Origin of the sequence: Serratia sp. CY32780 (assembly GCF_052169135.1) — a bacterium.
In the GTDB taxonomy this organism is placed as follows: Bacteria; Pseudomonadota; Gammaproteobacteria; order Enterobacterales; family Enterobacteriaceae; genus Serratia; species Serratia sarumanii.
The window spans coordinates 2,716,375-2,742,425 of sequence record NZ_JBJNLI010000001.1 but is presented as its reverse complement, the minus strand read 5'-3'; the positions used below and the strand labels follow the sequence as shown (position 1 = coordinate 2,742,425).

The following is a 26,051-nucleotide window of genomic DNA, read 5'->3' as shown; positions in this document are numbered from 1 at the left end:
GCGTTGCGTAATAAGGCAGTGAACCCAATGAAAATCAAAACCCGTTTTGCACCGAGCCCGACCGGCTATCTTCACGTCGGCGGCGCGCGTACCGCACTTTATTCCTGGTTGTTCAGCCGCCATGCGGGCGGTGAGTTCGTTCTGCGTATCGAAGATACCGATCTGGAACGCTCCACCCAGGACGCGATCGACGCAATTATGGATGGCATGAACTGGTTGAACCTAGATTGGGATGAAGGCCCGTATTTCCAGACCAAGCGTTTCGATCGTTACAACGCGGTCATCGACGAGATGCTGGAGCAGGGCACTGCCTATAAATGCTATTGCTCCAAGGAACGTCTGGAAGCGCTGCGCGAGAAGCAGATGGAAAACGGCGAGAAGCCGCGCTACGACGGCCACTGCCGCGACAGCCAGTGCAGCCACACCGACGACGAGCCGCACGTGGTGCGCTTCCGCAACCCGCAGGAAGGCTCGGTGATCTTCGACGACAAAATTCGCGGCCCGATCGAATTCAGCAACCAGGAGCTGGACGATCTGATCATCCGCCGTACCGATGGTTCGCCAACCTATAACTTCTGCGTCGTCGTCGATGACTGGGACATGGAGATCACCCACGTGATCCGCGGCGAAGACCATATCAACAACACCCCGCGCCAGATCAACATTCTCAAAGCGCTGGGCGCGCCGGTGCCGGAATACGCACACGTGTCGATGATCCTCGGCGACGACGGTAAAAAGCTGTCCAAGCGTCACGGCGCCGTGGGCGTTATGCAGTACCGCGACGACGGCTATCTGCCCCAGGCGCTGCTGAACTACCTGGTGCGTCTGGGCTGGTCCCATGGCGATCAGGAGATCTTCTCCATCGATGAGATGAAAGAGTTCTTCACGCTGGAAGCGATCAACAAATCCGCCAGCGCGTTCAACACCGAGAAGCTGCAGTGGCTGAACCACCACTACATCAACCATATGCCGGCGGAAGAAGTGGCGGTGCATCTGGCGTGGCACGTTGAGCAACTGGGCCTTGAAACCCGCAACGGCCCGGAACTGAAAGACATCGTCAAGCTGCTGGGCGAGCGTTGCAAAACGCTGAAAGAAATGGCGGAGTCCTGCCGCTACTTCTATGAAGACTTCAGCGAGTTCGATGCAGACGCGGCCAAGAAGCACCTGCGCCCGGTGGCGCGTCAGCCGCTGGAGGCGGTGCGCGCCAAGCTGGCCGCCATCACCGTCTGGACGCCGGAAAACGTGCACGACGCCATTCAGGGCACTGCGGATGAGCTGGGTGTCGGCATGGGTAAAGTCGGCATGCCGCTGCGCGTTGCGGTGACCGGCGCCGGTCAGTCGCCGGGCATGGACGTGACCGTGCATGCTATCGGCCAGAAGCGTTCGCTGCAGCGCATCGACATGGCGCTGGCTTACATCGCCGAGCGCGAAGCGCAAGCTTGATTCGCTGATACGCCTTAAAGAAAAGCCCCGTGGAGCGATCCCGGGGCTTTTTTTCCGCCTACACTCAATGGGCGAAAGCAAACGGTGATAAATATTAAGGAGGCATCTTGTATAGCGTGAAACAGCAAGTGGCGCCGGTGGACGATTTTATGCGGCTGCGGCAGGTTGCCGGCCTGTCGGCGCGGCCGCGTGCGGGCGCCGAACGTGCGTTGCCCAACAGCCTGTACGGCGTGCAAATCACGTTGTCGGGGCTGGTGGTCGGCATGGGGCGTGTGGTGGGGGATGGCGGGCTGAATTTCGAGATTGTTGATGTGGCGGTCGATCCCGAACACCAGGGGAAAGGATTGGGGCGCCAGATCATGAGCCATATTATGGGCTATCTGGAACGGGCCGCACCGCAGGGTGCTTATATCACCCTGATGGCCGACGTGCCGTCGCTGTATGAAAAGTTTGGCTTCAAGCTCAGCCGCCCGGCCAGCGAAGGCATGTACCTGGTTAAGTAGAGTTGGCGCAGGCGCTGCATTTTTGCCCGAAACGAGCAATATTTCGTAGCAAACGCGCTGATTTGGCGGCTTTTTCAACGCTTGATTCAGTAATTCAATTTAGCCGTTGACAGCTTAGAGCGGGTTTCATATTATGCGCCCCGTTCACAGCACAAAGTGATTGTGGAACGGGGCTATAGCTCAGCTGGGAGAGCGCTTGCATGGCATGCAAGAGGTCGACGGTTCGATCCCGTCTAGCTCCACCAACCTTCTTCTCAGAGAGGTTGGGGAATACCGTAACGCCGGTCAAAGCGTACCACTTTTGTGGGGCTATAGCTCAGCTGGGAGAGCGCTTGCATGGCATGCAAGAGGTCGACGGTTCGATCCCGTCTAGCTCCACCACCATTTAAAAAGCCGACCTCAGGGTCGGCTTTTTGCTTTTAACCATCTCTATGACCATAGGCCTCTTGCTTTTGTGCGGAAATAGGCCTCCCGATCTCATCGAGAGGGAATGCCAGTATTCCAGCCGGGTCTTGCGCCGGCGTGTTAGAACAAGAATAAAACTAGCGATATGACACGGTGAATTGAGCCACTGCATTGACTTCGCCCGGCCTGATTTTTTCTTCCGTTTGGTAATATTGTACGCTGAGTGGGATTTCATTTATCCCTACCAATGTCTCGCTTAATACGTTGGCTGCGGAACCCAGTTCAAAGGGAACGCCGTTGCTCAGAATCTGTAGGCCGACGCCGGTGGCAGCCTCTTTCGATGGCGTAATCGCTAAGACCTGTCGATGGCCATTAGCCATTTCCCCGCGTATTTCCAAATCAATTTTTGTGTTGGCATTGCACTCCAGAGCGATGCTGAAGGGCGTTTTTCCCGCTACGCTGCCTGGCCCGGAAAATGCTCGGCGATTAATTTTATCTAAAAAAACCTGTTTAGACGGCGTGTTCAGACGGCAGCCCTCTACGGCAATATTGACGGTAGGATAATAAATGTGGCCCAATCTCCTGGCATTTGAGGCTCTTAAACAGGCATAGTTGAAAAAGAAAGGCGCGAACGAGGGTATGGTGCCTGGCTGTATATCACCGATCTTTATCAGATAATATTTAAAGTTAGCGTTTAGAATGTAACCGATAGGCGTCTCGCGGGGACCATAAAACTCGATAAGGCCCGGTTTGTTATTGAGCGACATGGCCATGCCAACGCCCGGCCAACTGGTTTGATAAACTTTGATCCCATTGTACCAGAAGTTTGTCGCACTCATCTCGGTAAAGGGTTGCATCACTAAATCGCCTCGTTCACCCAAGGAGAATCCTGTGTTATTTTCCAACAGTTTTACTGAGAAGTTAGATTCTCCCTGGCCGATAAGATCGCCTATTTTGGCGCTGGCCGGGACGGTAATGCTGGATTGTACGATCCGTAGCGGGTGGTGCCATATTGCGCGGCAATCACCGTCTGCCTTGGCTGAAAAGGAAAATAATAGCGCCAGAATGCTGACCGCTTTGGCGATATGTGTGGCTGTTAATAGCCTTGATATAGTCATGCTGATGTCCTTTGGCGGTTTTTCTCTTGCACATGATTTACCCATCTGCTTATTACTGATAATCATGTTTTAAAATTTAATATGACCATTGATGGTGATATGGCCTGTTTATTTATTCACATTGCAAGCTAATCTGCTTAACTCTTGAGGCAGAATCGTTAGGCTCTATGCTGTAATTTCCTTGGCAGCTTCCTCCCGCTCCCCAACGCAATGTTATTGTTCCAGCGTCTGGCATGCCGCTCATATAGACAGCGTTATTGTTGCCGACGATACCTGATTTCCCTGGGTCGCTGCGCAATGTGGCAACTGCGCCGAAAGGAATCTCCGTCCCACGATGATGTACTTTGAAAATAATTCGGTTTCCTATGTGAGATGCAAAGTTGGCGACAACAATGGCGCCTTTCGTCGGGATAACGGTTTGGCTGTTGTTCTCTATTTCTACTGAATCATCAAAGGACTGCGGATTTAAGTTAATTCTATTCTTATGATAACTGTTGATATAAGGCACCACGGCATAGCCTCGCCAATCTGTGGTGACACCGGTACTGTTGATGATTTCAACGTTGCCTGCATTTGGCACCTCGACTAAAGCGATTGTGTCACCCAGCGATTGGGATAATGTAATGCCGTTGCGATGAACCACGGCGCCGCCTCGCAAACTGTAGTTTATTCGCTGCACATCTTTATCAAAGCTGTATCCGGCGCCTATTTCACCATATCTACTGCGATAATAAGCCGAACTGTTGCCAGAATAGCCGTCACGGGTACCGCTTTGAGCTGCAGAGACGTTATAACTGAGCTGGTTATTTTCCAGTGCGGTGCCGCTTAGTCCTAATTGCTGATTGAGTTTGCCTTTGCTGCTCTTGCTCGAGGTATAGTTCATCCAGTTGTTTGATTGCCCTTTGCTTAGCGGAATCTGAACGTTAAGCGTGGCGATCTTGTCGGGTTTGTCCGTATAGCGGCCGCTGTTGTAGCCCAATCCAATATTGTAACTCACTCCAGATTGGTTCGTGGAAAATCCCATGAGAAAATTTCGTTCAACGGCACCGTTGTGCCAATAGTTTTCTTGGTAACCATTGATGTATAGACTGCCGAAATCCCGGATAGGCTGATTAATATTGAGAACCAGCCGGCTTCTTTTCACGCCGCGCGCCAGCCAGTTTCTTTCAATGTTGGCATTAATATCACTGAGCTGCGAGAAACTTAAGTAGCCGGACGTCGAGTATTGATAGCCGGCCAGCGTAAAGTTGGTACCCGTTTTTTCAATATTTTTTGCGTACTGGATACGGTATTGTTGTCCTTTACGATCCTGCCCTGTGGCTAATCGGCTTTTGGTGTGAGTGACATCGGCAGAGACGGAGCCGAAATGTCCCAGGCTGCTGCCAATGCCGGCAGAAATTCCCTGGTGCTTTTCAGAAATAATGGCGCCACCATAGAGTGTTTTATCATCTTTAATGCCATAAATCGTCGATGCCTGTAGAAACTTATACTTTTGGTTAGCGCTTCGCGCAGAGCGATATTCCCCCATTGTGAATTCATTTCTTTTCATGTTCTCCCTGAGCATGATGGGGACAGAGGAAAAAGGCTGGAAGAAACTCCTTTCTGAGCCATCGGTTTCTTTGATGATCACATGCAGCCCACCGCTGGAGGTGGTGGGGTAGATATCCGTTATTTCAAAATTCCCCGCTGGTACATGTGTTTGATAAATGATATAGCCATTTTGTTTTATAGTGACCTCAGCATTGCTTTGCGCTATACCTCTAACCGTTGGGGCAAACCCTCTCTGGCTGTCGGGCCACATGCTGGGATCGCTTGCTAATTTCAGACCGCGAAATTGAAAACTGTCAAAAACGTCGCCCGATGTTGAACTATCGCCAATGGTCAGCGTGTTTTTGCTGTCCCGAAAGCTGCGCTCGGCATAGGTGTTGATACCTTTCCATTTAGTACTGCTTTGGTTTGAATAGGTAGAGTAGTTTCTGAAGCGCCAGGCATCATAGTTAAAACCACTGTGCAAGTTTAAATATTGATTTCCATTATCTTTTTTATTTTTCGTTTTCCATGACTCGGTACCACTAAAATTGTAATCCATTAAAAATGCGCGAATGCCATCATCCCAAAGTGCGGGGTTAACCCAGTCTCTAGGAAGATTTTCGATATAAGCCTGCGGGATATTTAAATCCAATCGTTGTCGATTAAAATCAAACTTGGCCTGACTGCCGGGAATAATCTTGCTGATAGGCGTTGAGGCAAGGTCGGTGTCATTGTTTATTTCCAGTTTGTCCATGCGAACACCGAGGTTAACCAGAGCGCTGCGATAGATTCGGGGCTGCAAAGTACCATCCACATAATAGAAAGACACTTTTTTATTAGCGAAAAACACATTGTTCAAATAGATATCAACCCAATACTCACCAGGCAATTGACTGCGCGAATTATTAAAGTGGGATAAGTCAGTTATGGTCTGGTAATCTCTGTTCAGTGCTGAGGGTTCAAAGTAGTCTTCAGCTAAAACCGCAGGTGAAGATAGAACACAAAAAAACAGCACCGATGTTTTATTGGTGGCCTTGTTATTCATCGTCATTTTCGCATCCCCTGGCAAATACTATAATGGTGCGCTTATCGCACGGGTCACTCCCCCATAGTCATTGATGGCTTGCCATTTTATTTCTTTACCATGAGTTTCCTGTGGCAATAGCCATTTTTTCGTGCTTTGTGGCGCGATCATATCGACCTCCTTTACCTCTTTTCCATCAATGCTTACTGAGTAAAAGGAGACGTAAAACGGTGACGGATTTTTTGCCTCTAAGGTCTTTCCTTTCAATGAGAAATGAATTTTTTTGTAGGCATCTATGGCTTCATCTCTTGATAGGGTTTTAGGGCGATAAAATAGCTTTATTTTATTTTGTACGGTAATGAGCAACTTGTTTTCTTTTGATTTCTTGGTTGAGGGTATTGATCTTACGCTCAGCCAATATATCGATTCCTTATGTTGTGGCAGATTTCCTCCAGAATAAATGACTCTGATAATATTATCCTGTTCTGGTTCCAGTCTAAATAATGGCGGAGTGACAACAAATGGAGCCTCTTTTTTATCTTCAGGCGAGAAACTTTCTACCCAAGTTTGAATAAGCACCGGGCTATTGTGATCCTGGTTGGTGACGGAAATGTTTGCCTCTTTTTTATCTTCTTCATAAACGATACGTGTACCGGCTAGCGTCACGCTTGCCGATGCGCCGCATGAAAAAAAGAGTATTGCCAGCAAAGAATATTTACTTAGCTTCATTATTATGGCGTCCTTGATGTTTTTTGTCGTCAGGCCAGCTATATTTGCTGACCTGACAGGCTATTTTTATCAGTTATATGAAATGCTAAATTGTGTCGTGGCATTAGCCGGCCCGACTGTGACCTTATCCGATGTCGCCATATATTTGGCGACATAGGTAAAGACGTTGTTGATGTCTTTCTGCACGCTCTGCGCATTAGAAAACGAAGCCATAGGAATTTGCGTGGTGCCATCAGCCTCATAGAGGGCTACGCCAAGACCCGTTGCCACACCGCTTTCTGAATTGAGTGACAACAATGTCGAGTTGCCTTGTGCATATGTCCCGTCGAATTTTACCGACGCTTTTGTCACCGTTTCAGGGCAGCTGGTTAAAGCAATACTGAACTTTGTCGGCAGGGCGGTATCGCCAGCACTTTTAAATGCTTTGGCGCTGATGTTGCCCATCGGAATGGTTTGGTTGGCGCTACCGGCGACTACGGTGCAGGTTTGATCGGTGACATTGCCGGTGAAATTAATGGTGCCGTCCGCCGCGGCAGCCTTGGTAATGGTGGTCATCGCCAAAGGAACACCGACAAGCAGCAATGAGTTCAGCATGTACTTATTCATATAAATATCCTTGTGTTATAACTGTATGTAAATTATACGTTTTCTATTCTTGCGTCATCATGTGTAAATAGATGTTAAATACCCCCCTTTTCTGGTGATTGATACCATTATTTCCATGTTAGATTTCTTTAAAAAACTGATTTTAGTTTTTTAAATGGTGTTTTGTGCTGGCTGTGCCGCGCATTTCGTGTGCTGTTTGTTAATGAAATTCAGTCTACATGAAAAAAAAATTGTCAGTCGTTAAGTGCGGCTATGTCTGTGTTTTTGGTATATAATTCTATATAAATAGTTTTTTATGCTGTAGTGGTGTGAATTTATATCAAATTTTAGCGATGTTAATAGTTTTATCCTCTGATTAATCGCGAAATAGTTAATGTGCTAATTAATGTTGGTTGTTGGTATCTATTGACATTGGTGCTGTTTTCTTGAAGAAACTATTGTCATTATTTCATTACGGCTGGATGAGGTTATCCATGAAAAAAAATAAAAATATCGCAATTGTGGGTGGCGGTGGGGTAACTGCGGCGATGACAGCACTGGCTTGCGCCAGAAAAGGAATTTCCGTCGATTTCTTCCTTGATGACAGAGATTATGACGACTTCAAAACTTCATTTGGAAATCATTGTCTGTGGCGACGCATTCATGAAAATAACCAACGCCTCAGCCGTTTATGTACTCAGTCGCAATGGATGTGGGAAAAGTTCATTCTTTCCTCCAGCGGTGAGTTCGGCAGAAAAGAAAAGATGGTTCGCATCGTCGAAAGATCTGAAATACCTCACCTCGCGAGACTCTATGAACAGCATGATCTACCCTATGAAGTGAAAAACGGCGGAGATGATGAATCCATCAATTTTCCCTCTTTCCTTAACTGTAAAAACAAATCTGTTTTTGTGAGTTATGATTCCATTTTGCTAAATACGGCAGAAATTTTTTCCTACTTTCAGGATGAGCTGGCTTTCTTTACCTGTGTCAATGTCTTTAGAAACAAAAATATTGGGGACTTAAACAGTATCGAGAGTGGCGTGATTTTTTTTGATGAAAATAAACGCATGTACGACACGGTAATAAAGTTTGCAAATGGCTATAATATCAATGAGATAGATTCACCTTCCGAGGTGTGTCCTGCCGTTAACCGGGTATTTAGAGATTATTATCTTTCCCACTCTGTGGGAAATCTGCTTTCGCCTATGATGATTACAGAAAGGGAGTTCAATCTGTGGATTGTCCCTTCTGTTGATGGCAAGATCGTCAGAGTAGGAGGAGATATTCATGTCCCTCAGTCTGCGGAGTTTTTGACGCGAAGCTTGGATATCGGTGCCTACATCGATCGCCGAAAGTTAGATATCATTTCGGATTCGTTGTTTACCATTATCTCTTCCTTTTCCTATGTGGAAGGGACTTTGGCGGTGGTTCCATGTTGGACTGCAAGTGAAGATAACAAGAAGATCGTGGTCGTGGAAAGTGTTGATTCTTACTATAATGCGTCGCCAATTATTTCTGAGGAAATCACAGCGTTTTTAACGGATTCGAGCAGCTAACTTTTTTTTAAAGTCGGTTCAGAGTAAGGATGCATCTTATCATTAGCCGCTAGTGAACATTCTCCATCACAATAACGTGCGTTCAATGTTACCGATATAGTGGAAAGTACGCCCTAAAAACTAAGGTATTCGTTTTTAGCGTGTTTTCTTTTTATACAAACTGCAAGTAAGACTTTATGACTTGCCATGCCAACAGGCGCTGAGATTTATTTCTTCCCAGCGCACAGGTGAGAGGCGCGGCAAATAACAAAAAAGGCGCCCGCAGGCGCCTTGTTATCGCAGTGAGTTCGAGGCTTAGCCCAGCACCAGGCCTGCGATCGAAGCGGACAGGATGCTGACCAGCGTAGAGCCGTACACCAGCTTCAGGCCAAAGCGCGACACCACGTTGCCCTGATGTTCGTTCAGGCCCTTGATCGCACCGGCCACGATACCGATGGAAGAGAAGTTGGCGAAGGACACCAGGAACACCGACAGGATCCCCAGGCTGCGTGGCGACAGTTCGGCAGACACTTTCTGCAGCTCCATCATTGCCACGAACTCGTTGGAAACCAGCTTGGTGGCCATGATGCTGCCAACCTGCAGGGCTTCGTGCTTAGGAATGCCCATGATCCAGGCGAACGGATAGAAGAAGTAGCCGAGGATTTCCTGGAAGCTCAGGCCGAAGATGGCGCTGAACACACCGTTGAGCGCGGCGATCAGGGCGATGAAGCCGATCAGCATCGCGGCAACGATAATCGCTACTTTGAAGCCGGCCAGGATATATTCACCCAGCATTTCGAAGAAGCTCTGGCCTTCGTGCAGGTTGCCGAGGTGCAGCTCTTCTTCTTTATTGGTGTCGTACGGGTTGACCAGCGACAGCACGATAAAGGTGCTGAACATGTTCAATACCAGCGCCGCCACCACGAACTTGGCGTCCAGCATGGTCATGTAGGCGCCGACGATGGACATGGACACCGTAGACATCGCGGTCGCCGCCATGGTGTACATGCGCTTTTCCGACATCTTGCCCAGGATATCCTTGTAGGCGATGAAGTTTTCGGATTGGCCGAGGATCAGCGAACTGACGGCGTTGAATGACTCCAGCTTGCCCATGCCGTTCACTTTCGACAGCACGGTACCGATAATGCGGATGATGAACGGCAGCACCTTGATGTACTGCAGAATACCGATCAGCGCCGAAATGAAGACGATCGGGCACAGCACCTTCAGGAAGAAGAATGCCAGGCCTTTGTCGCCCATGCCGCCGAATACGAAATCAGTCCCTTGTCCCGCAAACCCGAGCAGTTTGTCAAACAGCGCGGCGAATCCTTTTACGAAGCCCAAACCCGCTTCCGAATGCAGGAAAAAGTAGGCCAGCAGTACTTCGATAACCAGTAATTGAATAACATAGCGAATGCGGATGCTTTTGCGATCGCGGCACACCAACAGGGCCAGGATCGCCACCACCACTATCGCCAACGCAAAGTGCGCAATATGGGACATGTTTGCTCCAAATTTGAGGCAGGCTGAATTTCGGCTGTCATTTTATGTAACGCTACGTTTAAAAACGAGACTTCTATTGCAAATATGGAAAATCATAGCGGGAGTTCTCCTAAAGTGTTGCGCAAAAGCATAAAAAATCAAGACGTTAAATCGGCAATAGGAAATTCGTATTCTTGTGCTAACCTGTCTTTCAGGGGTATTGCAGCCAAAATCCCATCAGAAAAGCACGGAAATCGGCAAGCTCCGCGCTGAACCCTTCGATAAAACCGTTAATGTTGGCTATTACAGAGATAAGTTTTACCGCTCTAAATGCGCTTGATAATTATTATCATTTATATAGAGTGGAGATAAACGTAATTTCAGTAAGGGTTCAACATATGCTGAACAGTCGCGTGGTTGAAACCACCTCCGGTCGCTCCGCCAGAAAAATCAAACTCTCGCTGATGGGGCCTGCCTTCATCGCCGCTATCGGCTATATCGATCCCGGTAACTTCGCCACCAACATCCAGGCCGGCGCCTCGTTCGGCTACAGCCTGCTGTGGGTGGTGGTTTGGGCCAACGTGATGGCGATGCTGATCCAGCTGTTGTCCGCCAAGCTGGGCATCGCCACCGGGAAAAATCTGGCCGAGCACATTCGCGATCGCTTTCCGCGGCCGGCGGTGTGGGCCTATTGGGTGCAGGCGGAGATCATCGCCATGGCGACCGATCTGGCCGAGTTTATCGGCGCGGCGATCGGCTTCAAGCTGCTGCTCGGCGTTTCCCTGCTGCAGGGCGCGGTGCTGACCGGCATCGCCACCTTTTTAATTCTGATGCTGCAAAAGCGCGGGCAAAAGCCGCTGGAACGGGTGATTGGCGGCCTGCTGCTGTTCGTCGCCGCCGCTTACATCGTCGAGCTGGCGTTCTCCCAGCCGCAGCTTGCGCCACTGCTGAAGGGCATGGCGCTGCCCGATCTGCCCAACGGCGATGCGGTATTTCTGGCCGCCGGGGTATTGGGTGCCACCATCATGCCGCACGTAATCTACCTGCATTCGTCGCTCACCCAAATCGGCGGCGAGCACGACAAGGCGGAGCGCTATGCCGCCACCAAAGTCGACGTCGCCGTGGCCATGACCATTGCCGGTTTTGTCAACCTGGCGATGATGGCCACCGCCGCCGCCGCGTTTCATTTCAGCGGCCACAGCGGCATCGCCGATCTCGACGTGGCCTACCTGACGCTGCAACCGCTGCTCGGGCAAGCCGCCGCCACCGTGTTTGGCCTGAGCCTGGTGGCCGCCGGCCTCTCCTCTACCGTGGTGGGCACGCTGGCGGGGCAGGTGGTGATGCAGGGGTTTGTGCATTTTCATATTCCGCTGTGGCTGCGGCGTGCGGTGACCATGCTGCCGTCGTTTATCGTCATCATGCTGGGGATGGACGCCACGCGCATTCTGGTGCTGAGCCAGGTGCTGCTCAGCTTCGGCATTGCGCTGGCGCTGGTGCCGCTGCTGGCTTTCACCGGCAATCGGGCGCTGATGGGGGAGATGGTCAACGGCCCTGTGGTGCAAAACCTGGGCAAGCTGATCGTGCTGGTGGTGGTGGGATTGAACGGCTACCTGCTGATCGGCAGCGTACTGTAGGCGAAAATAGCGTGGGCCGGCATTGCGCCGGCCCGTCGTCGTTAATCGCGGTCGTCATCGCCGTGGCGGCGCCAGCGATCGCGGTCATGATCGTGGTGGTGCTTTTTCTCTTTCTTCCAGTGGTGCTTATCGTAATGCCTGTCGTATTTACGATAGCGTCCTTCATGATAGTAATAGTGTTTGCGCCAGTAGTCGCGGTCGCGCCAGCGATAGCCGTCCCAGTAGTAACCGCGGCGGCTGCGGTCGCCGAGATAGCGCCCCTGATGGCCTTGCCACCAGTCGCGATCGCGCCAGTCGTAACCGTCCCAGTAACGGCCGCGATTGTCCCGATCGCCGATGCGCAGTGAAACGCCCGGCATCAGATCGATGCTGATCCCTTCGGCGTGCGCCTGCTGTGCGGCGGGCAGTACCGTCGCCGCCAAGATGGCGGCCAAGAGCAGAGGTTTAAACATGACTTCTCCTTTCCGCTTGCGCGGCCTGGCCGTTTGTCACTTTATGAAGCGCGTTCATCAGTTTAAAAAAGCGGCCTTATCGTTATTTTTGCTGCAATATCGGCATCATAGCGCCGGCGCATGGGGTTGAATCTGAGAGCCACTCTGAAAACGGCGACGAAGGCCAAGATTTGAGATTTTTCTGGGGTATCGCCGCTCGATTGAGCGGCGGAATTTGTAAGCGATTACAATAAGATTTTCTCGATCTGCGCGAGTTCTTCTTCACTGAAGTGGCGATTGGCCAGCATGCCCACCGCGTCTTCTATCTGCGCATTCTTGCTGGCGCCGATCAGCACCGAGGTAACGCGATCGCCGCGCAGCACCCAGGCCAGCGCCATTTGCGACAGCTTCTGCCCGCGTTGCCGCGCCAGCGCATCGAGGCGGCGCACCTTGTCCAGCCGCTCGGCGGTCAACTGCTCCGGCTGCAGGAAGCGGCTGCCGCTGGCGGCGCGGGAATCTTGCGGAACGCCGTGCAGGTAGCGGTCGGTCAGCAGGCCGCCCGCCAGCGGCGAGAAGGCGATCGAGCCGACGCCATGCTCCGCCAGCGTATCCAGCAGCGCCGTCTCCGGCCCGCGTTCCAACATCGAATACTTCGGTTGGTGGATCACGCACGGCGTGCCGAGCCCTTGCAGAATGTCGAATGCCTGCCGCGCGCGCTCGGCCGGGTAGTTGGACAGGCCGACATACAGCGCTTTGCCCTGGCGCACCAACAAATCCAGCGCCGCCATGGTTTCTTCCAGCGGCGTCTCCGGATCCGGCCGATGATGATAAAAGATATCCACATACTCCAGCCCCATGCGCTTCAGGCTCTGATCGAGGCTGGCGACCAGGTACTTTTTCGAGCCCCAATCACCGTAGGGGCCGGGCCACATGGTGTAACCGGCTTTGGATGAGACGATCAGCTCATCGCGCCAGGCCCGCAGATCGGCGTTGAGTATGCGGCCAAAGTTCTCCTCGGCGGCGCCGGGCGGCGGGCCGTAGTTATTGGCCAGATCGAAATGAGTAATGCCGCGATCGAAGGCGCAGCGGATCAGGCCGCGGGCGTTGTCGTACAGCGTGGTGTCGCCGAAATTGTGCCACAGTCCGAGCGAGACGGCGGGCAGCTTCAGCCCGCTGCGGCCGCAGCGCCGGTATTCCATGTCTTGATAACGTGAGGGGGAGGCGGGGTAGGACATAGTTATCCTTGTCGGCGAGAGGTGAAGTGCTTTGAGTGTATACGCTTTCACACCGCGCTGCCGGGGGAGCGATCACAGCGCCGGCATGTAACGCCAGGTTGCCGATCGATGCAGGAATCCTTGTTCGAAATTTGAACAGCATCTTCGATACTTAAAGGTAATCGCTCCAGCTGCAGACAGGTGATGATCATGACTCAGACCTATACGGTGGCCGATTATCTGCTCGATCGTCTGGCCCAAATCGGCATCCGTCATTTCTTCGGCGTGCCGGGGGATTACAACCTGCAATTCCTCGATCACGTCCTCGCCCATCCGCAAATCACCTGGGTAGGCTGCGCCAACGAACTGAACGCCGCCTACGCCGCCGACGGCTATGCGCGCTGCAAACCGGCGGCCGCGCTGCTCACCACCTTTGGCGTCGGCGAGCTGAGCGCGTTGAACGGGGTGGCCGGCAGCTACGCCGAATACCTGCCGGTGATCCACGTGGTCGGCACGCCGGCGCAGCGCGCTCAGCGCGCCGGTGATTTGCTGCACCATTCGCTGGGGGATGGCGACTTCACCCACTTCGCCCGCATAGCCAAAGAGGTGACCGTCGCGCAGGCCGACCTGACCGCCGACAACGCAGCAGAGGAGATCGACCGCCTGATCGGCGTCGCCTTGCTGGAACATCGCCCTGTTTACCTGATGTTGCCCAGCGACGTCGCACAGGCGCCGCTGCCGAGTAAACCGGCGCCGCTGATGCTGCGCCAGGCCAAACTGTCGAGCAGCGCATTGCAGGCGTTTATCGCCGCGGCGCGCGAAAAGCTGCTGTCGGCGCGGCGGGTATCGCTGCTGGCGGACTTCCTGGCCGATCGCTTCGGTGCCGAAGCGGCGCTGGACGAGTGGCTGCAGGAGGTCGACATTCCGCACGCTACGCTGCTGCTCGGCAAAGGCGTGCTGGATGAGAACCGCGCCGGTTTTGTCGGTACCTACTGCGGCGGTGCCAGCGATCCGGCGGTGAAACAGCTTATCGAAAACGCCGATGTGGTGATCAACGTCGGCGTGCGTTTGACCGACACCATTACCGCCGGTTTCACGCATCATCTGCCGGTGGAAAAATGCATCGACATTCAGCCGTTCGAAGCCTGGGTCGGGCGGCAGCGCTTTAGCCGCATTCCGATGCGCGACGCGGTGCGGGCGCTGCATCGCCTGAGCCTGTCGCTGGCGTCGCGTTGGCCGTTGCCGCCGATCGTCCGCCCGGCGCTGCCGGAAGGCGATGGAGAAGGGCTGGATCAGCACGCCTTCTGGCGGCAGATGCAGGATTTCCTGCGGCCCGGGGATATCGTGCTGGCCGATCAGGGCACCGCCTGTTTTGGTGCGGCGGCGCTGACGTTGCCGCGCGGCTGCCGGTTGATCGTGCAGTCGCTCTGGGGATCGATCGGCTATACCCTGCCGGCGACGTTTGGCGTGCAGACCGCCGAACCGCAGCGCCGGGCAGTGCTGCTGATTGGCGACGGCGCCGCGCAGCTGACCGTGCAGGAGCTGGGTTCGATGTTGCGCGACGGACTTAAACCGGTGATCTTCGTGCTGAATAATCAGGGATATACCGTCGAGCGCGCCATCCACGGGCCGGAGCAACGTTATAACGACATCGCGTGCTGGAACTGGACGCAGTTGCCGCCTGCGCTGGCCGGCGAGCGGCCGGTGAAGGCGCTGCGGGTCAGCGATTCGGACGGCTTGCGCCAGGCGCTGCGCGAGGTAGCCGACGGCGATCGGCTGGCCTTCATTGAAGTGATGCTGCCGAAGATGGACATTCCCGAGCTACTCGACACCGTTTCGCGCGCCATCCAGGCGCGCAACGCCGCCGCTTAAGGCAGGGAATCGCCCAGCAGGCGCTTCAGCACCCAGAACCCCGCCGGGCCCGGCGGGGTCAGTTTTGACCATACCGCATCCACCGAGATCATTTTCGGCCAGCCGCGCGGCCGCAGCTCGGTCAGCATATTGTGGCCGTATTGTTGCACCAGCCAGTGCGGCAATACCGCCCAGCCGAACCCCTGCTCCGCCATCTCCAGCAGCAGCAGATAGCTGGGCGCCGACCAAACCAGGCCGCCTTGTCTGGCCGCTTCGGCGCCGGTGTAGGTGTTCAGGATCAGCTGTCGGGTGCTGGACAACTGCTCCGACGTCGGCGCGGCGGCCTGCGCCAGCGGATGCTGGTGGGCGACGAACAGCCCCATGTCGGTTTGTTCCGGCAAACGAGAGAAGGCGATATCCGGCGGGTAGCTTTTTTGCACTTCCACCATGCCCAAATGCGCGCGGCCGCTTTGCAGCAGATCGATAACGTCGCCATCTTCGGCGATCATCCACTCCAGCTCAATCTCCGGGTAACGCAGTTCGAATTGTTGCATCAATTGATCGTGATGCTTGGGTTGATAGGTATCGGAGAACACCATGCTCAGGCGCGGTTCGACCTCGCCCGCCAGTTGAATGCTCAGGGCGTCGAGCCGCTCGCTGGCGGCGAGGATCGCCTGCACATGCCCCAGCACTTTGCGGCCGGCGGCGGTGAGCACCGGCTGGCGCGCGCTGCGATCGAACAGCGTCAATGCCAGGTCGGCCTCCAGATTGGCGATGGCGGTGCTGATGGTGGATTGGCTTTTGCGCAGCTTGCGCGCGGCGGCGGAAAACGAGCCGAGGGCGGCGGCTTCGACAAACGCGTGCAGCGCTTCCGGGGAATAGTGCATAAACTATCTACTTTATCGATGGAACCTATTTTTAATCTACCCAAAAAAGCGATGATAATCACCTGGCTTTCGCAACAACTGTCGGAAAAAAGGTGATGTATGCAACTGCAAAACAAGTCTCTCATTGAACGTATCGTCCACGCCGTCGGTTTCGAGGTGATTGCCGTGATGATCGTTTCTCCGCTGGGGGCATGGCTGCTTAATCGTTCGATGGTGCAAATCGGCGCATTGGCGGTGGCCTTGGCGACCATCGCCATGGTCTGGAATATGGTTTACAACACGGTGTTCGACCGTCTGTGGCCGGTCAGCCGGGTCGTCCGCAACCTGAAGGTGCGTGTGCTGCACGCCGTCGGCTTTGAAGCCGGTTTTATCCTGATCGGCGTGCCGATCGCCGCCTGGCTGCTGAATATTTCCGTATTGCAGGCCTTTATGCTGGAGATCGGTTTCTTCCTGTTCTTCCTGCCGTACACCATGGCCTATAACTGGCTGTACGACACGCTGCGCCAGCGCTGGTTCGAAGCGCGCCAGCCGATCAATTCCGGCGCTGAATAAGGCGTCGTCAGCCCGGCGATTCTCAGGTAAGGTCAGAGGATTGTCGCAACAGGCTGAGGAAAGAAAAATGAAAGTGTTGGGCTTGCTGGGTGGCATGAGCTGGGAATCCACCATTCCGTATTACCGCACCATCAACGAGCAGGTAAAGGCGCGCCTCGGCGGGCTGCATTCGGCCAAAATCGTGCTCTACAGCGTCGATTTTCAGGAGATCGAGCGATTGCAGCATCAGGGCGATTGGGACGGCGCCGGCCGATTGCTGGCCGCCGCCGCGGTGGCGTTGCGCGCCGCCGGCGCCGAAGCCATCGTGATCTGCACCAACACCATGCACAAGGTGGCGGAGGCGGTCGAGCAGGCCAGCGGCCTGCCGCTGATCCACATCGCCGACGCCACGGCGCTGCAGGTGCGGGAAAAAAACATTCGCCGCGTCGGGCTGCTGGGCACGCGCTTTACCATGGAGCAGACCTTCTACCGTGGCCGCCTGCAGGAATTGCACGGCATTGAGGTGGTGACGCCGGTCAGCGCCGATCGCGACATCGTACACCGCATCATCTATGACGAACTGTGCCTCGGTAAAATTCGCGACGCCTCGCGCGACGAGTATCGCCGGATCATCAGCGATCTGGAGCAGCAGGGCGCGCAGGGGATTATTTTCGGCTGCACCGAGATAGGGTTGTTGGTGAGCGAGCAGGATGCCTCGGTGCCGGTGTTCGACACCACCGCGATCCACGCCCGCGCTGCCGCGGCGTTCGCGCTGGCCTAATCGTCGTGCGGCGGTTGCCGGCGGTTCACCAGCATCAGCGGTTTGCCCGCCAGCGCCAGCCAGGCGGGCAGCATCACGATGCACAAGACCGGCAGCAGGTGCAGATCCGGCACCACCGCCACCGCCATGAACAGGCTGAGCCAGCCGTCGCGCGTCACCACCAGCACCAGCCCCATGATGGCGCAGGAGACGGTGATCGCCGCCGGCACTGCGGGAACGTGCTGGTGCAGCATCAGTCCCAGCGCCACGCCGACGAACACCGCCGGGAAGATGCGCCCGCCGCGAAAGCCGCTGGCGGCGGCGATCACCAGCGCCGCCAGCTTGGTCAGGGTAATGGCCAACAGCGCCGGCACCGAATAGCCGTCGTCTTGCGCGAGGCGCTTCATTTCATCCAGCCCTTTGAACAGGGTAATCTCTCCGCCCACCAGCGCCAGCAGGCCCAGCACAAAACCCCCCAGCCCTAACATCAACACCGGATTCTTCATCGAATGGAACAGGCGGTGAACGTGCGGGAAGCACCACAGCGCCACCATGCCGAGCGCGATGGCGATCAGCGCCACGATGGCGCCGCTGAAGATGTCCGGCAGCCGCGTCACGTCGTAGGCGTCGAGCTGCAGGGCGAAATTGGGCACGAAGAACATCTGGGTGGTGACCGCGCCGGCGGCGGCGGCCACCAGCGGGGCGAACAGGCGATCCCACAGCGGCGTTTCGTTATTGCCCGCCAGGGTTTGCGAGAAGATCAGCGCGGCGGCGACCGGCGTGCCGAACATCGCGCCGATGGTGCCTGCGGCCGCCAGGATGATCCAGTCCATGCGCGGCACCTTCGGCAGCAGGCGTGCACCGGCGGCCGCTACCAGCGCGATATTGATGGCGGTGATCGGGTTCTCCGGCCCCAGGCTGACGCCGCCGGCCAGGCCGACGATCAGCGCCAACCCCAGCCCCGGCAGGGCGGAGAGCGGCAGCGGCATGCCGATCAGCGATTCCGTCGCCGGATCCGGCCCTGCGTGGCCCGGCATATAGCGCACGATAAGGCCCACCGCCACGCCGGTCAGCGTCAGCATCGCGACCGGCCACCAGGGCGACTGGGCATCCAGGCTCAGCGCATCGGGCAGCGTCACCCACAGTAATTGCTGCAGCGCGGCGGCGATTTTCATCACCAGCAGCAGCACCAGACTGGAAGCGGAACCGATAATCAGCGCAGGCAAAGCAAAGGCCAACATGGCATTGGCGCGCGGATGCAGCATGGGTAATCCCTTGTCGATGCCTCCCTACAGGGCAGGGAGAGCGGGTGGTTGGGCTGTGGTCACAGCTTGCCAGACTATCGGCGCGCAGGCACGCATTGATATTGCCCGGCGGCGATGACGGTTAACAGTCGCCGGGGGGCGTTTTTTGCCGCAATTTGTTTCAAGGCGCGGCGTCGCGGGCAAGCTGAAACGTTTTTTGTGATCCGGATCGCTATTGGGGTGCAGATCCGGGGCGGGTGATTGTTGTTTTCGCAGCAGGATTTTACAGTGTGGGCAGCTTTTTATTTTTCATTTTGTGGAGACGAAATCAATGACCTATGCCCTCGTGGGTGATGTTGGCGGCACCAATGCCCGCCTGGCGTTGTGCACTGTTGCGACGGGTGAAATTACCCAGGCGAAAACCTATTCCGGCCTGGAGTTCGACAGCCTGGAGGCGGTGATCCGCCAATACCTGAAAGTGTGCGATATCGAGGTGCAGGACGCCTGTATCGCGATCGCCTGCCCGGTGACCGAAGACTGGGTGGCGATGACCAACCACAGCTGGGCGTTCTCGATCAAAGAAATGAGGGCCAGCCTGGGGCTGAGCCACCTGGAAGTGATCAACGATTTCACCGCCGTCTCGATGGCGATCCCGATGCTTTCGCCGGACGACGTGCTGCAGTTTGGCGGCGGCGATGCGCAGCCGGGCAAACCGATCGCGGTGTACGGCGCCGGCACCGGGCTGGGCGTCGCCCATCTGGTGCACATCGATCGCCGCTGGGTCAGCCTGCCGGGCGAGGGCGGCCATGTCGATTTCGCGCCGAACAGCGAAGAAGAGGACATCATTCTGGAGGTGCTGCGCGGTGAAGTGGGGCACGTTTCCGCCGAGCGCGTGCTGTCCGGGCCGGGTCTGGTCAATCTGTATCGCGCCATCGTCAAGGCGGACAACCGCCTGCCGGAAAAATGGGAGCCGAAGGACATCACCGAGCGGGCGCTGGCCGACAGCTGCATCGATTGCCGCCGCGCGCTGTCGCTGTTTTGCGTGATCATGGGGCGCTTCGGCGGCAACCTGGCGCTGAATCTGGGCACCTTTGGCGGCGTGTACATCGCCGGCGGCATCGTGCCGCGCTTTATGGAATTCTTCAAGGCCTCGGGCTTCCGCGCCGCCTTCGAAGACAAAGGGCGCTTCCGCGACTATGTGCGCGACATTCCGGTGTTCATGATAACGCACGGCCAGCCGGGCCTGCTGGGTGCCGGCGCGCATCTGCGCCAGACGCTGGGCATGCAGCTGTAAGCCCAGAGATGAAGTAATAAAAAAAGGGGGCGCAACCCGCAGGTTGCGCCCCTTGTCGTTTTCGCGGGGGATCAGGCTTTGGCCAATTCCGCCGTCTGGGCGGTTTCTGCCGTTTCCGCTTCCACCGCTTTCGGCGCTTTGATGAACAGCGTAATCAGCAGGGAGGCGGCGGACAGGACGCCAATCACCATGAAGGTGGCGTGGAAGCCGCCGAAGTATTTGGCGACGAACGAACCGGCCAGCGCGCCCAGGCCGAAGCCCTGGTAGATGATGCCGTAGTTTTTGCTGTGGTTTTTCAGGCCGAAGAAGTCGCCGACAATCGCCGGGAACACGGTGATGTTGCCGCCGAAGCAGAAGGCCACCGCGCCGACGCAGATAAAGAACAGCGTGTGGTTCAGGGTCATGAAGCTCAGCGCGACAATCGCCAGCACGGTAACCAACATGGTGAAGCTGATGACGCGCATGCGGCCCACTTTATCGGACAGCGTACCCAGGATGATGCGGCCGGCGGTGTTGAAGATGGCGACGGCGGACACGGTGTTGGCGGCGGTGGCCAAATCCATCCCGGCCAGTTGAACGCCCATGTCTTTCACGATGCCGATGAGGTACAGACCGCTCATGCAGGCCGCGAAGAAGATGGTGAACAGCAGATAGGCTTCTTTGGTGGCCAGCATCTGGCGCACGCTGAAGTCGTTGCCCAGACCGTTGGCGCCTTGCTGCGCGGCGTTGGTCGCCAGCACCGGCTCTTTCAGCAGCAGGGAACCGACGACGATCAGGCCCATCACGATGGCGCCCCAGTAGAAGAAGGCGCCGGAAACGCCGACGTCGGCGATCAGGGCGGCGTTGACGTATTTGAACAGCAGGCTGCCGCTGCCGAAGGCGCCGACGGAGATGCCGGAAATCAGGCCTTTGTTGGCCGGGAACCATTTAATCAGGTTGGACAGGGTGGAGATGTAGGCGATACCGACCGCAAAGCCCACCACCACGCCGGCCAGCAGGTAGATCATGTCGAGCGAGCTGACGTGGGCGCTGGCGATCAGGCCCAGGCCGACCAGAATGCCGGAACACAGCGTCAGGTTGCGGATGCCGAAGCGCTCTTGCAGCTTGCCGGCGAACAGCGTGGCGAAGGCCAGGAAGAAGCTGGTGATGGAGAAGGTGGTGGCGACATCCGCCAGCCCCCAGTGGAACTTGTCGACCAGCGGCTGGTTGAACAGGCTCCAGGTGTAGATGGTGCCCAGGCCCATCTGACAGATGATGGTGCCGAGAACGATTAAGCTGCGATTTGCCGGTTTGGTGTTCATGGCCGGTCTCCTTCCTGTGTGTGCGTTGCCGGGCGTGAGCCGCTGGCTGAAATTTGCGGGGTGAATCAGCGTTCCCGCGGTATGGGCTTATTATATGGCCGGCCCCCCCGGCGGGCGGCGGATCGGGAATGAGTTGCACGGCGGAAGGAATGAAATGCATGTTATGCGGCGTGAGTTGCCGTTTTAGCGCCGAAAAGCGCGTGAAATGCCGTGGGTGGCACGTGATCTACATCAAAGATATCAACGATTTATTGTTAACTGCCGGTGAACGATTGTGGTGAGATTGTGAAGGATGCGTCTGAAAGGCGTAAATCGGCATTGCGCCTATAGAGCGGCGGCAAGCGCGGGACTATGTTATCTGCGATCGGACGAGGTCCGCTCTGCAGGAGTCCATGAAATGAAAAAAACGCTGTTGTTACTGGCCGCGCTGTTGGCGCTGCCGATGGCGAGCCAGGCCGACGTGTCCATCGGCGTGAACGTGCCGGGCCTGTCGTTGCATATCGGCGATCGCGATAATCGCGGCCACTACTGGGACGGCTATCGCTGGCGCGACCCGCGCTGGTGGGCCGATCACCACCGGTATGAACGCCCGCGCGGGTACTATTATGGCCCGCCGCCACGGGTGATTTACTACGGGCCGCCGCGGCGCGACTGGCGAGACCGGCCGCATTACCGCATGCCGCCACCGCCGCCGCCCGGCTATTACTACCGTCCGGGCCCGCGCTGGTAAGCGCTTACAGGCGCATCAGCTGGCGAAACTCTTTCACCTTGCTGCGGCTGACCGGCACTTCAAACTCAAGATCGCTCAGCCGCAGAATGTAGGTATTGTTGAACCAGGGCACGATCTCGCGGATCTTCGCCAGGTTAACGCAGTAAGAGCGATGGCAGCGGAAGAAATGCGCTTCCGGCAGCCGGCCGTAAAACTCGGTGATGTTCATCGGCATCACGAACTCTTCCCGGCGGGTATAGACCCGCGTCACCTTTTCATCGGCGGCGGCGTAGTAGATGTCGTTGATGTCGGTAACGATGATCCGCTCGTCTTTGATCAGGTTGATGCTGTGGCTGCCGCGGCTCGGCGCGCTGGCCGGTTCCGCCGCGCCGGCGGGGCGCTGATGCAGCGCCTCCAGCTTTTGCAGCATGGTGACGATGCGCGCCTCGTGATAGGGCTTGAGGATATAGTCGAACGCCTCGATCTCGAACGCTTCCACCGCGTGCTCTTTATAGGCGGTGATGAACACGATCGACGGGCGATGCGCGAACTTGCTGATGTTTTGCGCCAGCAGCACGCCGTCCAGCGACGGGATATTGATGTCGAGGAAAATGGCGTCGACCTGGTGGGTTTGCAGGTATTTCAGGACGTCGAGGCCGTCCTCGAAGCTGGCGACGATATCGATATTGCTGTGTTTCTTGATCAGGTAGCTGAGTTCTTCCTGCGCGAGGAATTCGTCTTCCACGATGATGGCTTTCATGAGGCCTCCCCGACCGGCGGCGCGCTCGGTTCCTGATGCAGCTTGCCGCCGTTTTTGCTGATGTAGAACGCGATTTCGGTGCCCGGCTCCAGGCGGCGGATATGCAGCCCTTCACCATACAGCAGCGACACGCGGTGGTGCACGTTGAGCAGGCCGATATTGTGGCCCGGCATCTCGTTGCGCGCCACCCGGTCGATGGTTTCCTGATTGATGCCGTGGCCGGTATCCTTCACCGAAATCTTCACCCGATCGCCCTGATCTTTCACCGCGATCACCACCACCCCTTTACCCTTGCAGGGCTGGATGCCGTGCACGATGGCGTTTTCCACCAGCGGCTGGATTAGCAGGCTCGGAATGCGCACCGAGACGTCGTCGTCGATGTCGTAAATCACCGTCAGCTTGGCGCCGAAGCGCGCCTGTTCGATGGCGATATAGTCCTGAATCTGATGCAGCTCCTTGCGGATATCGATCAGTTCGTCGTTCAGCTCCAGGTTGTAGCGCAGGTAGCGCGACAGATTGATGATCAGCTGGCGCGCGGTGTCCGGATTCAGGCGAATAGAGGAAGAGATGGCGTTCAGCGCGTTGAACAGGAAGTGCGGGTTGATCTTGCTCTGCAGCGCGCGCATTTCGGCTTTGTCCGCCATCTGGCGCAGATGCTCGATGCGGGAAACCTCGATCTGCGTGGAGATGATCTGCGACAGCCCGACCGCCATTACCTTCAGCGTGTTGGTGATCTGGTGGGCGTGGCAGTAGTAAATTTTCAGCGCGCCGGTCACTTCGCCTTTTTCCCACAGCGGCACCACCAGCTGCGAATGGATCTGCGGCGCGGCCGGGTTTTCCAGGTTGTTCTTGATGATGATTTTGCCGTGGCGAATGCTTTCGCGGGTGACGCGGCTCAGCCCTTCGCGGCCGATCGGGTAGGCTTCGCGCCCTACGCCGACGTAGGCCAGCACCTGATGGGTATCGGTGATCGCCACCGCGTCGGCGCGGATGTCCTCGCGGATGATATCGCAGATGGTGGCCAGCGATTCGCTGTTGATGTTGCGGAAATAGGGCAGCGTCTTGTGGGCGATATCCAGCGCCAGCTTGGCCTGGCGCGCGGCGATCACCTCTTTTTCATCTTCGACGCTCTGCACCAGCAGCACGATCAGGCCGATGCACACCGTGCCGAGGATCATCGGCAGGGCAATCTGCGACACGATGTCCAACCCAAGCTCGATCGGCTTGGCCCACAGCACGATCAGCAGCATGGTGAGGGATTCGCACAGCATGCCGCCGACGATGCCGGCGCGCCAGCGCTGCTCTTTTTTCACCTTGAGGTTGATGTAGCCGGCGCTGATGCCGGCGATGATGCTGGTGATAAGGCAAGGCACCGAGGTGATGCCGCCGATGTCGATCAGATAGCGGTGCACCCCGGCGACGATGCCGGTGACGATCCCCACCCAGGGGCCGAACAGGATGCCGCCGGCCATGATGGCGATGACGCGCACGTTGACCAGCGATCCTTCGACGTTGATGCCGGAGTAGGTGCTGAACAGCGCGAACAGCGAGAAGATCGCCGTGACGATGCCGAGCTCGAGCGGCGTATGGTCTTCTTTTTGCAGCAGTTGGCGGAACAGCCGGGTGCGGGTCAGGAAAAACAGACAGATCAACATCAGCGCGGCGCGATCAAACACCGCCAACAGCATTTCAAAAAAAGGGTGCACGACGGGTTCTCGCTGCGGCCTACGGATGGCGGCAGTATACCACAGCGAAAGGGGCCCGTGGCGCGCGCCACGGGCGGGGGATCAGCCCATGCCGAGCTGCGCTTTACCCAGCGGCGTCAGCAGGTCGGCGGTGGCGCGGCCGTCGAAATCCACCTCGAAGTCGTCGGGGGCGAAGTCCGGCGGCGTTCTGCCGTCGATAAAGCTCGGCAGCTGGCGCTGCAGATAGGCGTCGTTTTTCTCGCAGCCCGGCGCGGCGGCGATGTACATCACGTTGCTGTCGAACTCGCCGTTATGCTCGTTCTCCACCGCGTGGATCACGTCGCAGTGCCAAAATACCGTGTCGCCCGGCTCCAGATCGGGAATAGGGGAAATCCCACTTAATAAAAGGGGATGCCATTTTTCCGAGATCGACAGCGCGCGGCCCGGCGCCGCATCGCACAGATCGTCGTCTGCGACGTCGTCCCGCAGCGCGCGCAGCAGCACATAGGCCATGGCATTGGCGATCGGCACCAGGTTCAGCGTGCCGGCATTGGTGCGCTGCGGCGTCAGCGCCGTCCAACCCTGGAAGGTGCGGAACATCGAACAGACCGCCGGCGAGGCTATCTCGCGCACCTCGGTGCGGCCGTCGGCGGCGAAGGGATCGTACTGCTGCCAGTCGCCGGAGAAAACGTGGCGATACACATAGCGGAAGTTTTCGTCCAGCCAGCGCTCGATGGTGCCGCTGTCGACGTGCGGCGACAGACCCAGCGACGAGGAGTTCGGCGGGCGGCGGCGGGTACGATCGGCATAGGTGGTGACGCGGGTCGGATCGAAATGCTGTTTGCCGTTGCTCTCGGTGGCCCATAGGCTGTTGAGGAACACCTGCACCGCATGCATGCGCGCATCCTGCCGCGCCTCGACCTGCGGTTTCGACCAATAGATGCCGTAAATCTGCGGTTTGCTGGCGGCCAGCTTGCCGAAATAGTTGTCTTCAGCGGCGTTTTTCAACCGCTCGACGAAGTTGTTGCGCTCGAGGTAGTCGCCGATTTCCCGGTTCCAGCCCTCGGCCTTGGCGCGGGGAAATACGCCGCGAATGGCGCAGGCGCCGCGCTGTTTGATCAGCGCTATCTGCTGCTCGCTGACGCGCTGCTGCAGGATATCTTCCGCGTCGATCTGCGGCACCGGATTGTGGCCGGCGGCCAGCTCGCGCCGGATCTGTTCGACCTGGCCGCGGATGTTCTCTTCCAGCGCCAGAAATACGTCGCGGTAGTTCGGCAATGCCTGGCGCAGCTGGCGCTTGACGTTAACGATCGTCTGCGGAATATCGTCGATGACTAAAGAGGCCATGGTGTTCTCCTCGTGCCGCGTGCGTGACTGCGGCGAGCGGTTGTAG

22 protein-coding genes and 2 tRNA genes are annotated in these 26,051 nt (G+C 56.5%); 11 read left to right on the top strand and 13 right to left on the bottom strand.

Annotation, left to right across the window (positions count from 1 at the left end):
* Positions 1-27 precede the first annotated feature (27 nt).
* The 4 genes from gltX to ACJ8HH_RS13230 all read left to right on the top strand — a co-directional run bounded on the left by gltX (position 28) and on the right by ACJ8HH_RS13230 (position 2,327).
* Complete coding sequence (gene gltX, locus ACJ8HH_RS13245) at positions 28-1,443, top strand: glutamate--tRNA ligase (protein ID WP_015378659.1); 1,416 nt, start codon at positions 28-30, stop codon at positions 1,441-1,443.
* A 149-nt stretch (positions 1,444-1,592) separates the two neighbouring features.
* A complete protein-coding gene (locus ACJ8HH_RS13240) occupies positions 1,593-1,946 on the top strand; it encodes a GNAT family N-acetyltransferase (RefSeq protein ID WP_197640977.1) in 354 nt (117 codons plus the stop codon).
* 169 nt (positions 1,947-2,115) lie between these two features.
* Positions 2,116-2,191: transfer RNA gene (locus tag ACJ8HH_RS13235), tRNA-Ala, on the top strand.
* Between the two features lie 60 nt (positions 2,192-2,251).
* Positions 2,252-2,327 (top strand) — tRNA-Ala (locus ACJ8HH_RS13230).
* Positions 2,328-2,488: 161 nt separating this feature from the next.
* Here the strand turns inward: ACJ8HH_RS13230 and ACJ8HH_RS13225 are convergent.
* From ACJ8HH_RS13225 to ACJ8HH_RS13210, 4 genes are all read right to left on the bottom strand, one after another.
* Positions 2,489-3,535 carry a fimbrial protein gene (locus tag ACJ8HH_RS13225; protein ID WP_060426115.1) on the bottom strand — a complete coding sequence of 349 codons (1,047 nt, stop codon included), beginning with the start codon at positions 3,533-3,535 and terminating at the stop codon, positions 2,489-2,491.
* 46 nt (positions 3,536-3,581) lie between these two features.
* Positions 3,582-6,050, bottom strand: coding sequence for a fimbria/pilus outer membrane usher protein (locus ACJ8HH_RS13220; protein ID WP_060451747.1), 2,469 nt, complete (start codon positions 6,048-6,050; stop codon positions 3,582-3,584).
* A gap of 21 nt (positions 6,051-6,071) precedes the next feature.
* A complete protein-coding gene (locus ACJ8HH_RS13215; RefSeq protein WP_071883831.1) occupies positions 6,072-6,752 on the bottom strand; it encodes a fimbrial biogenesis chaperone in 681 nt (226 codons plus the stop codon).
* Between the two features lie 69 nt (positions 6,753-6,821).
* The gene (locus tag ACJ8HH_RS13210) at positions 6,822-7,358 is read right to left on the bottom strand and encodes a fimbrial protein (RefSeq protein ID WP_033648118.1); all 537 of its coding nucleotides are present in this window, start codon (positions 7,356-7,358) and stop codon (positions 6,822-6,824) included.
* A 473-nt stretch (positions 7,359-7,831) separates the two neighbouring features.
* On the opposite strand from ACJ8HH_RS13210, the gene ACJ8HH_RS13205 reads away from it, so the two are divergent.
* Entirely contained in the window at positions 7,832-8,896 is a 1,065-nt protein-coding gene (locus ACJ8HH_RS13205) for an FAD-dependent oxidoreductase (RefSeq protein WP_043147790.1), read from the top strand.
* Between the two features lie 294 nt (positions 8,897-9,190).
* Here the strand turns inward: ACJ8HH_RS13205 and ACJ8HH_RS13200 are convergent, their stop codons facing one another.
* On the bottom strand, positions 9,191-10,378 hold the full coding sequence (locus tag ACJ8HH_RS13200) for a NupC/NupG family nucleoside CNT transporter (RefSeq protein ID WP_004936373.1): 1,188 nt from the start codon (positions 10,376-10,378) through the stop codon (positions 9,191-9,193).
* Positions 10,379-10,755: 377 nt separating this feature from the next.
* Between ACJ8HH_RS13200 and ACJ8HH_RS13195 the strand changes: the two genes are divergently transcribed.
* The gene (locus ACJ8HH_RS13195) at positions 10,756-11,991 is read left to right on the top strand and encodes an Nramp family divalent metal transporter (protein WP_043147789.1); all 1,236 of its coding nucleotides are present in this window, start codon (positions 10,756-10,758) and stop codon (positions 11,989-11,991) included.
* Between the two features lie 41 nt (positions 11,992-12,032).
* Here ACJ8HH_RS13195 and ACJ8HH_RS13190 read toward each other — a convergent pair whose 3' ends face one another.
* Both ACJ8HH_RS13190 and mgrA read right to left on the bottom strand, forming a co-directional pair.
* A complete protein-coding gene (locus ACJ8HH_RS13190; protein ID WP_049195598.1) occupies positions 12,033-12,443 on the bottom strand; it encodes a DUF2502 domain-containing protein in 411 nt (136 codons plus the stop codon).
* Between the two features lie 224 nt (positions 12,444-12,667).
* Complete coding sequence (mgrA, locus tag ACJ8HH_RS13185) at positions 12,668-13,657, bottom strand: L-glyceraldehyde 3-phosphate reductase (RefSeq protein WP_041036146.1); 990 nt, start codon at positions 13,655-13,657, stop codon at positions 12,668-12,670.
* Positions 13,658-13,846: 189 nt separating this feature from the next.
* Here mgrA and ACJ8HH_RS13180 point away from each other — a divergent pair, with 189 nt between their 5' ends.
* On the top strand, positions 13,847-15,508 hold the full coding sequence (locus ACJ8HH_RS13180) for an alpha-keto acid decarboxylase family protein (RefSeq protein WP_060426285.1): 1,662 nt from the start codon (positions 13,847-13,849) through the stop codon (positions 15,506-15,508).
* Here the strand turns inward: ACJ8HH_RS13180 and ACJ8HH_RS13175 are convergent.
* A complete protein-coding gene (locus tag ACJ8HH_RS13175; RefSeq protein WP_060451746.1) occupies positions 15,505-16,374 on the bottom strand; it encodes a LysR family transcriptional regulator in 870 nt (289 codons plus the stop codon). The genes ACJ8HH_RS13180 and ACJ8HH_RS13175 overlap by 4 nt on opposite strands.
* Positions 16,375-16,473: 99 nt before the next feature.
* Between ACJ8HH_RS13175 and ACJ8HH_RS13170 the strand changes: the two genes are divergently transcribed.
* Positions 16,474-16,926: a multidrug/biocide efflux PACE transporter gene (locus ACJ8HH_RS13170; RefSeq protein ID WP_060451745.1), complete on the top strand. Its 453-nt coding sequence runs from the start codon at positions 16,474-16,476 to the stop codon at positions 16,924-16,926.
* A gap of 67 nt (positions 16,927-16,993) precedes the next feature.
* Positions 16,994-17,686, top strand: a complete 693-nt coding sequence (locus ACJ8HH_RS13165) for an aspartate/glutamate racemase family protein (protein WP_033653701.1) — start codon at positions 16,994-16,996, stop codon at positions 17,684-17,686.
* On the opposite strand, the gene ACJ8HH_RS13160 is transcribed toward ACJ8HH_RS13165, so the two are convergent.
* Positions 17,683-18,930 carry an ion channel protein gene (locus ACJ8HH_RS13160; protein ID WP_060451744.1) on the bottom strand — a complete coding sequence of 416 codons (1,248 nt, stop codon included), beginning with the start codon at positions 18,928-18,930 and terminating at the stop codon, positions 17,683-17,685. The two genes, ACJ8HH_RS13165 and ACJ8HH_RS13160, sit on opposite strands and share 4 nt — an antisense overlap.
* Before the next feature lie 310 nt (positions 18,931-19,240).
* On the opposite strand from ACJ8HH_RS13160, the gene glk reads away from it, so the two are divergent.
* Positions 19,241-20,203, top strand: a complete 963-nt coding sequence (gene glk / locus ACJ8HH_RS13155; protein WP_060451743.1) for a glucokinase — start codon at positions 19,241-19,243, stop codon at positions 20,201-20,203.
* Positions 20,204-20,274: 71 nt separating this feature from the next.
* On the opposite strand, the gene ACJ8HH_RS13150 is transcribed toward glk, so the two are convergent.
* Positions 20,275-21,504: an L-lactate MFS transporter gene (locus tag ACJ8HH_RS13150; RefSeq protein WP_033653703.1), complete on the bottom strand. Its 1,230-nt coding sequence runs from the start codon at positions 21,502-21,504 to the stop codon at positions 20,275-20,277.
* Between the two features lie 397 nt (positions 21,505-21,901).
* Between ACJ8HH_RS13150 and ACJ8HH_RS13145 the strand changes: the two genes are divergently transcribed.
* A complete protein-coding gene (locus tag ACJ8HH_RS13145; protein WP_060451742.1) occupies positions 21,902-22,234 on the top strand; it encodes a DUF2502 domain-containing protein in 333 nt (110 codons plus the stop codon).
* Between the two features lie 4 nt (positions 22,235-22,238).
* Here the strand turns inward: ACJ8HH_RS13145 and ACJ8HH_RS13140 are convergent, their stop codons facing one another.
* The 3 genes from ACJ8HH_RS13140 to ACJ8HH_RS13130 all read right to left on the bottom strand — a co-directional run bounded on the left by ACJ8HH_RS13140 (position 22,239) and on the right by ACJ8HH_RS13130 (position 26,005).
* Complete coding sequence (locus tag ACJ8HH_RS13140) at positions 22,239-22,973, bottom strand: LytR/AlgR family response regulator transcription factor (protein WP_033635419.1); 735 nt, start codon at positions 22,971-22,973, stop codon at positions 22,239-22,241.
* Positions 22,970-24,661: a LytS/YhcK type 5TM receptor domain-containing protein gene (locus tag ACJ8HH_RS13135; RefSeq protein WP_060451741.1), complete on the bottom strand. Its 1,692-nt coding sequence runs from the start codon at positions 24,659-24,661 to the stop codon at positions 22,970-22,972. Before ACJ8HH_RS13135 ends, ACJ8HH_RS13140 begins: the two co-directional genes overlap by 4 nt.
* 99 nt (positions 24,662-24,760) lie before the next feature.
* On the bottom strand, positions 24,761-26,005 hold the full coding sequence (locus ACJ8HH_RS13130; protein ID WP_442520235.1) for a DUF1479 domain-containing protein: 1,245 nt from the start codon (positions 26,003-26,005) through the stop codon (positions 24,761-24,763).
* Between the last annotated feature and the right edge of the window lie 46 nt (positions 26,006-26,051).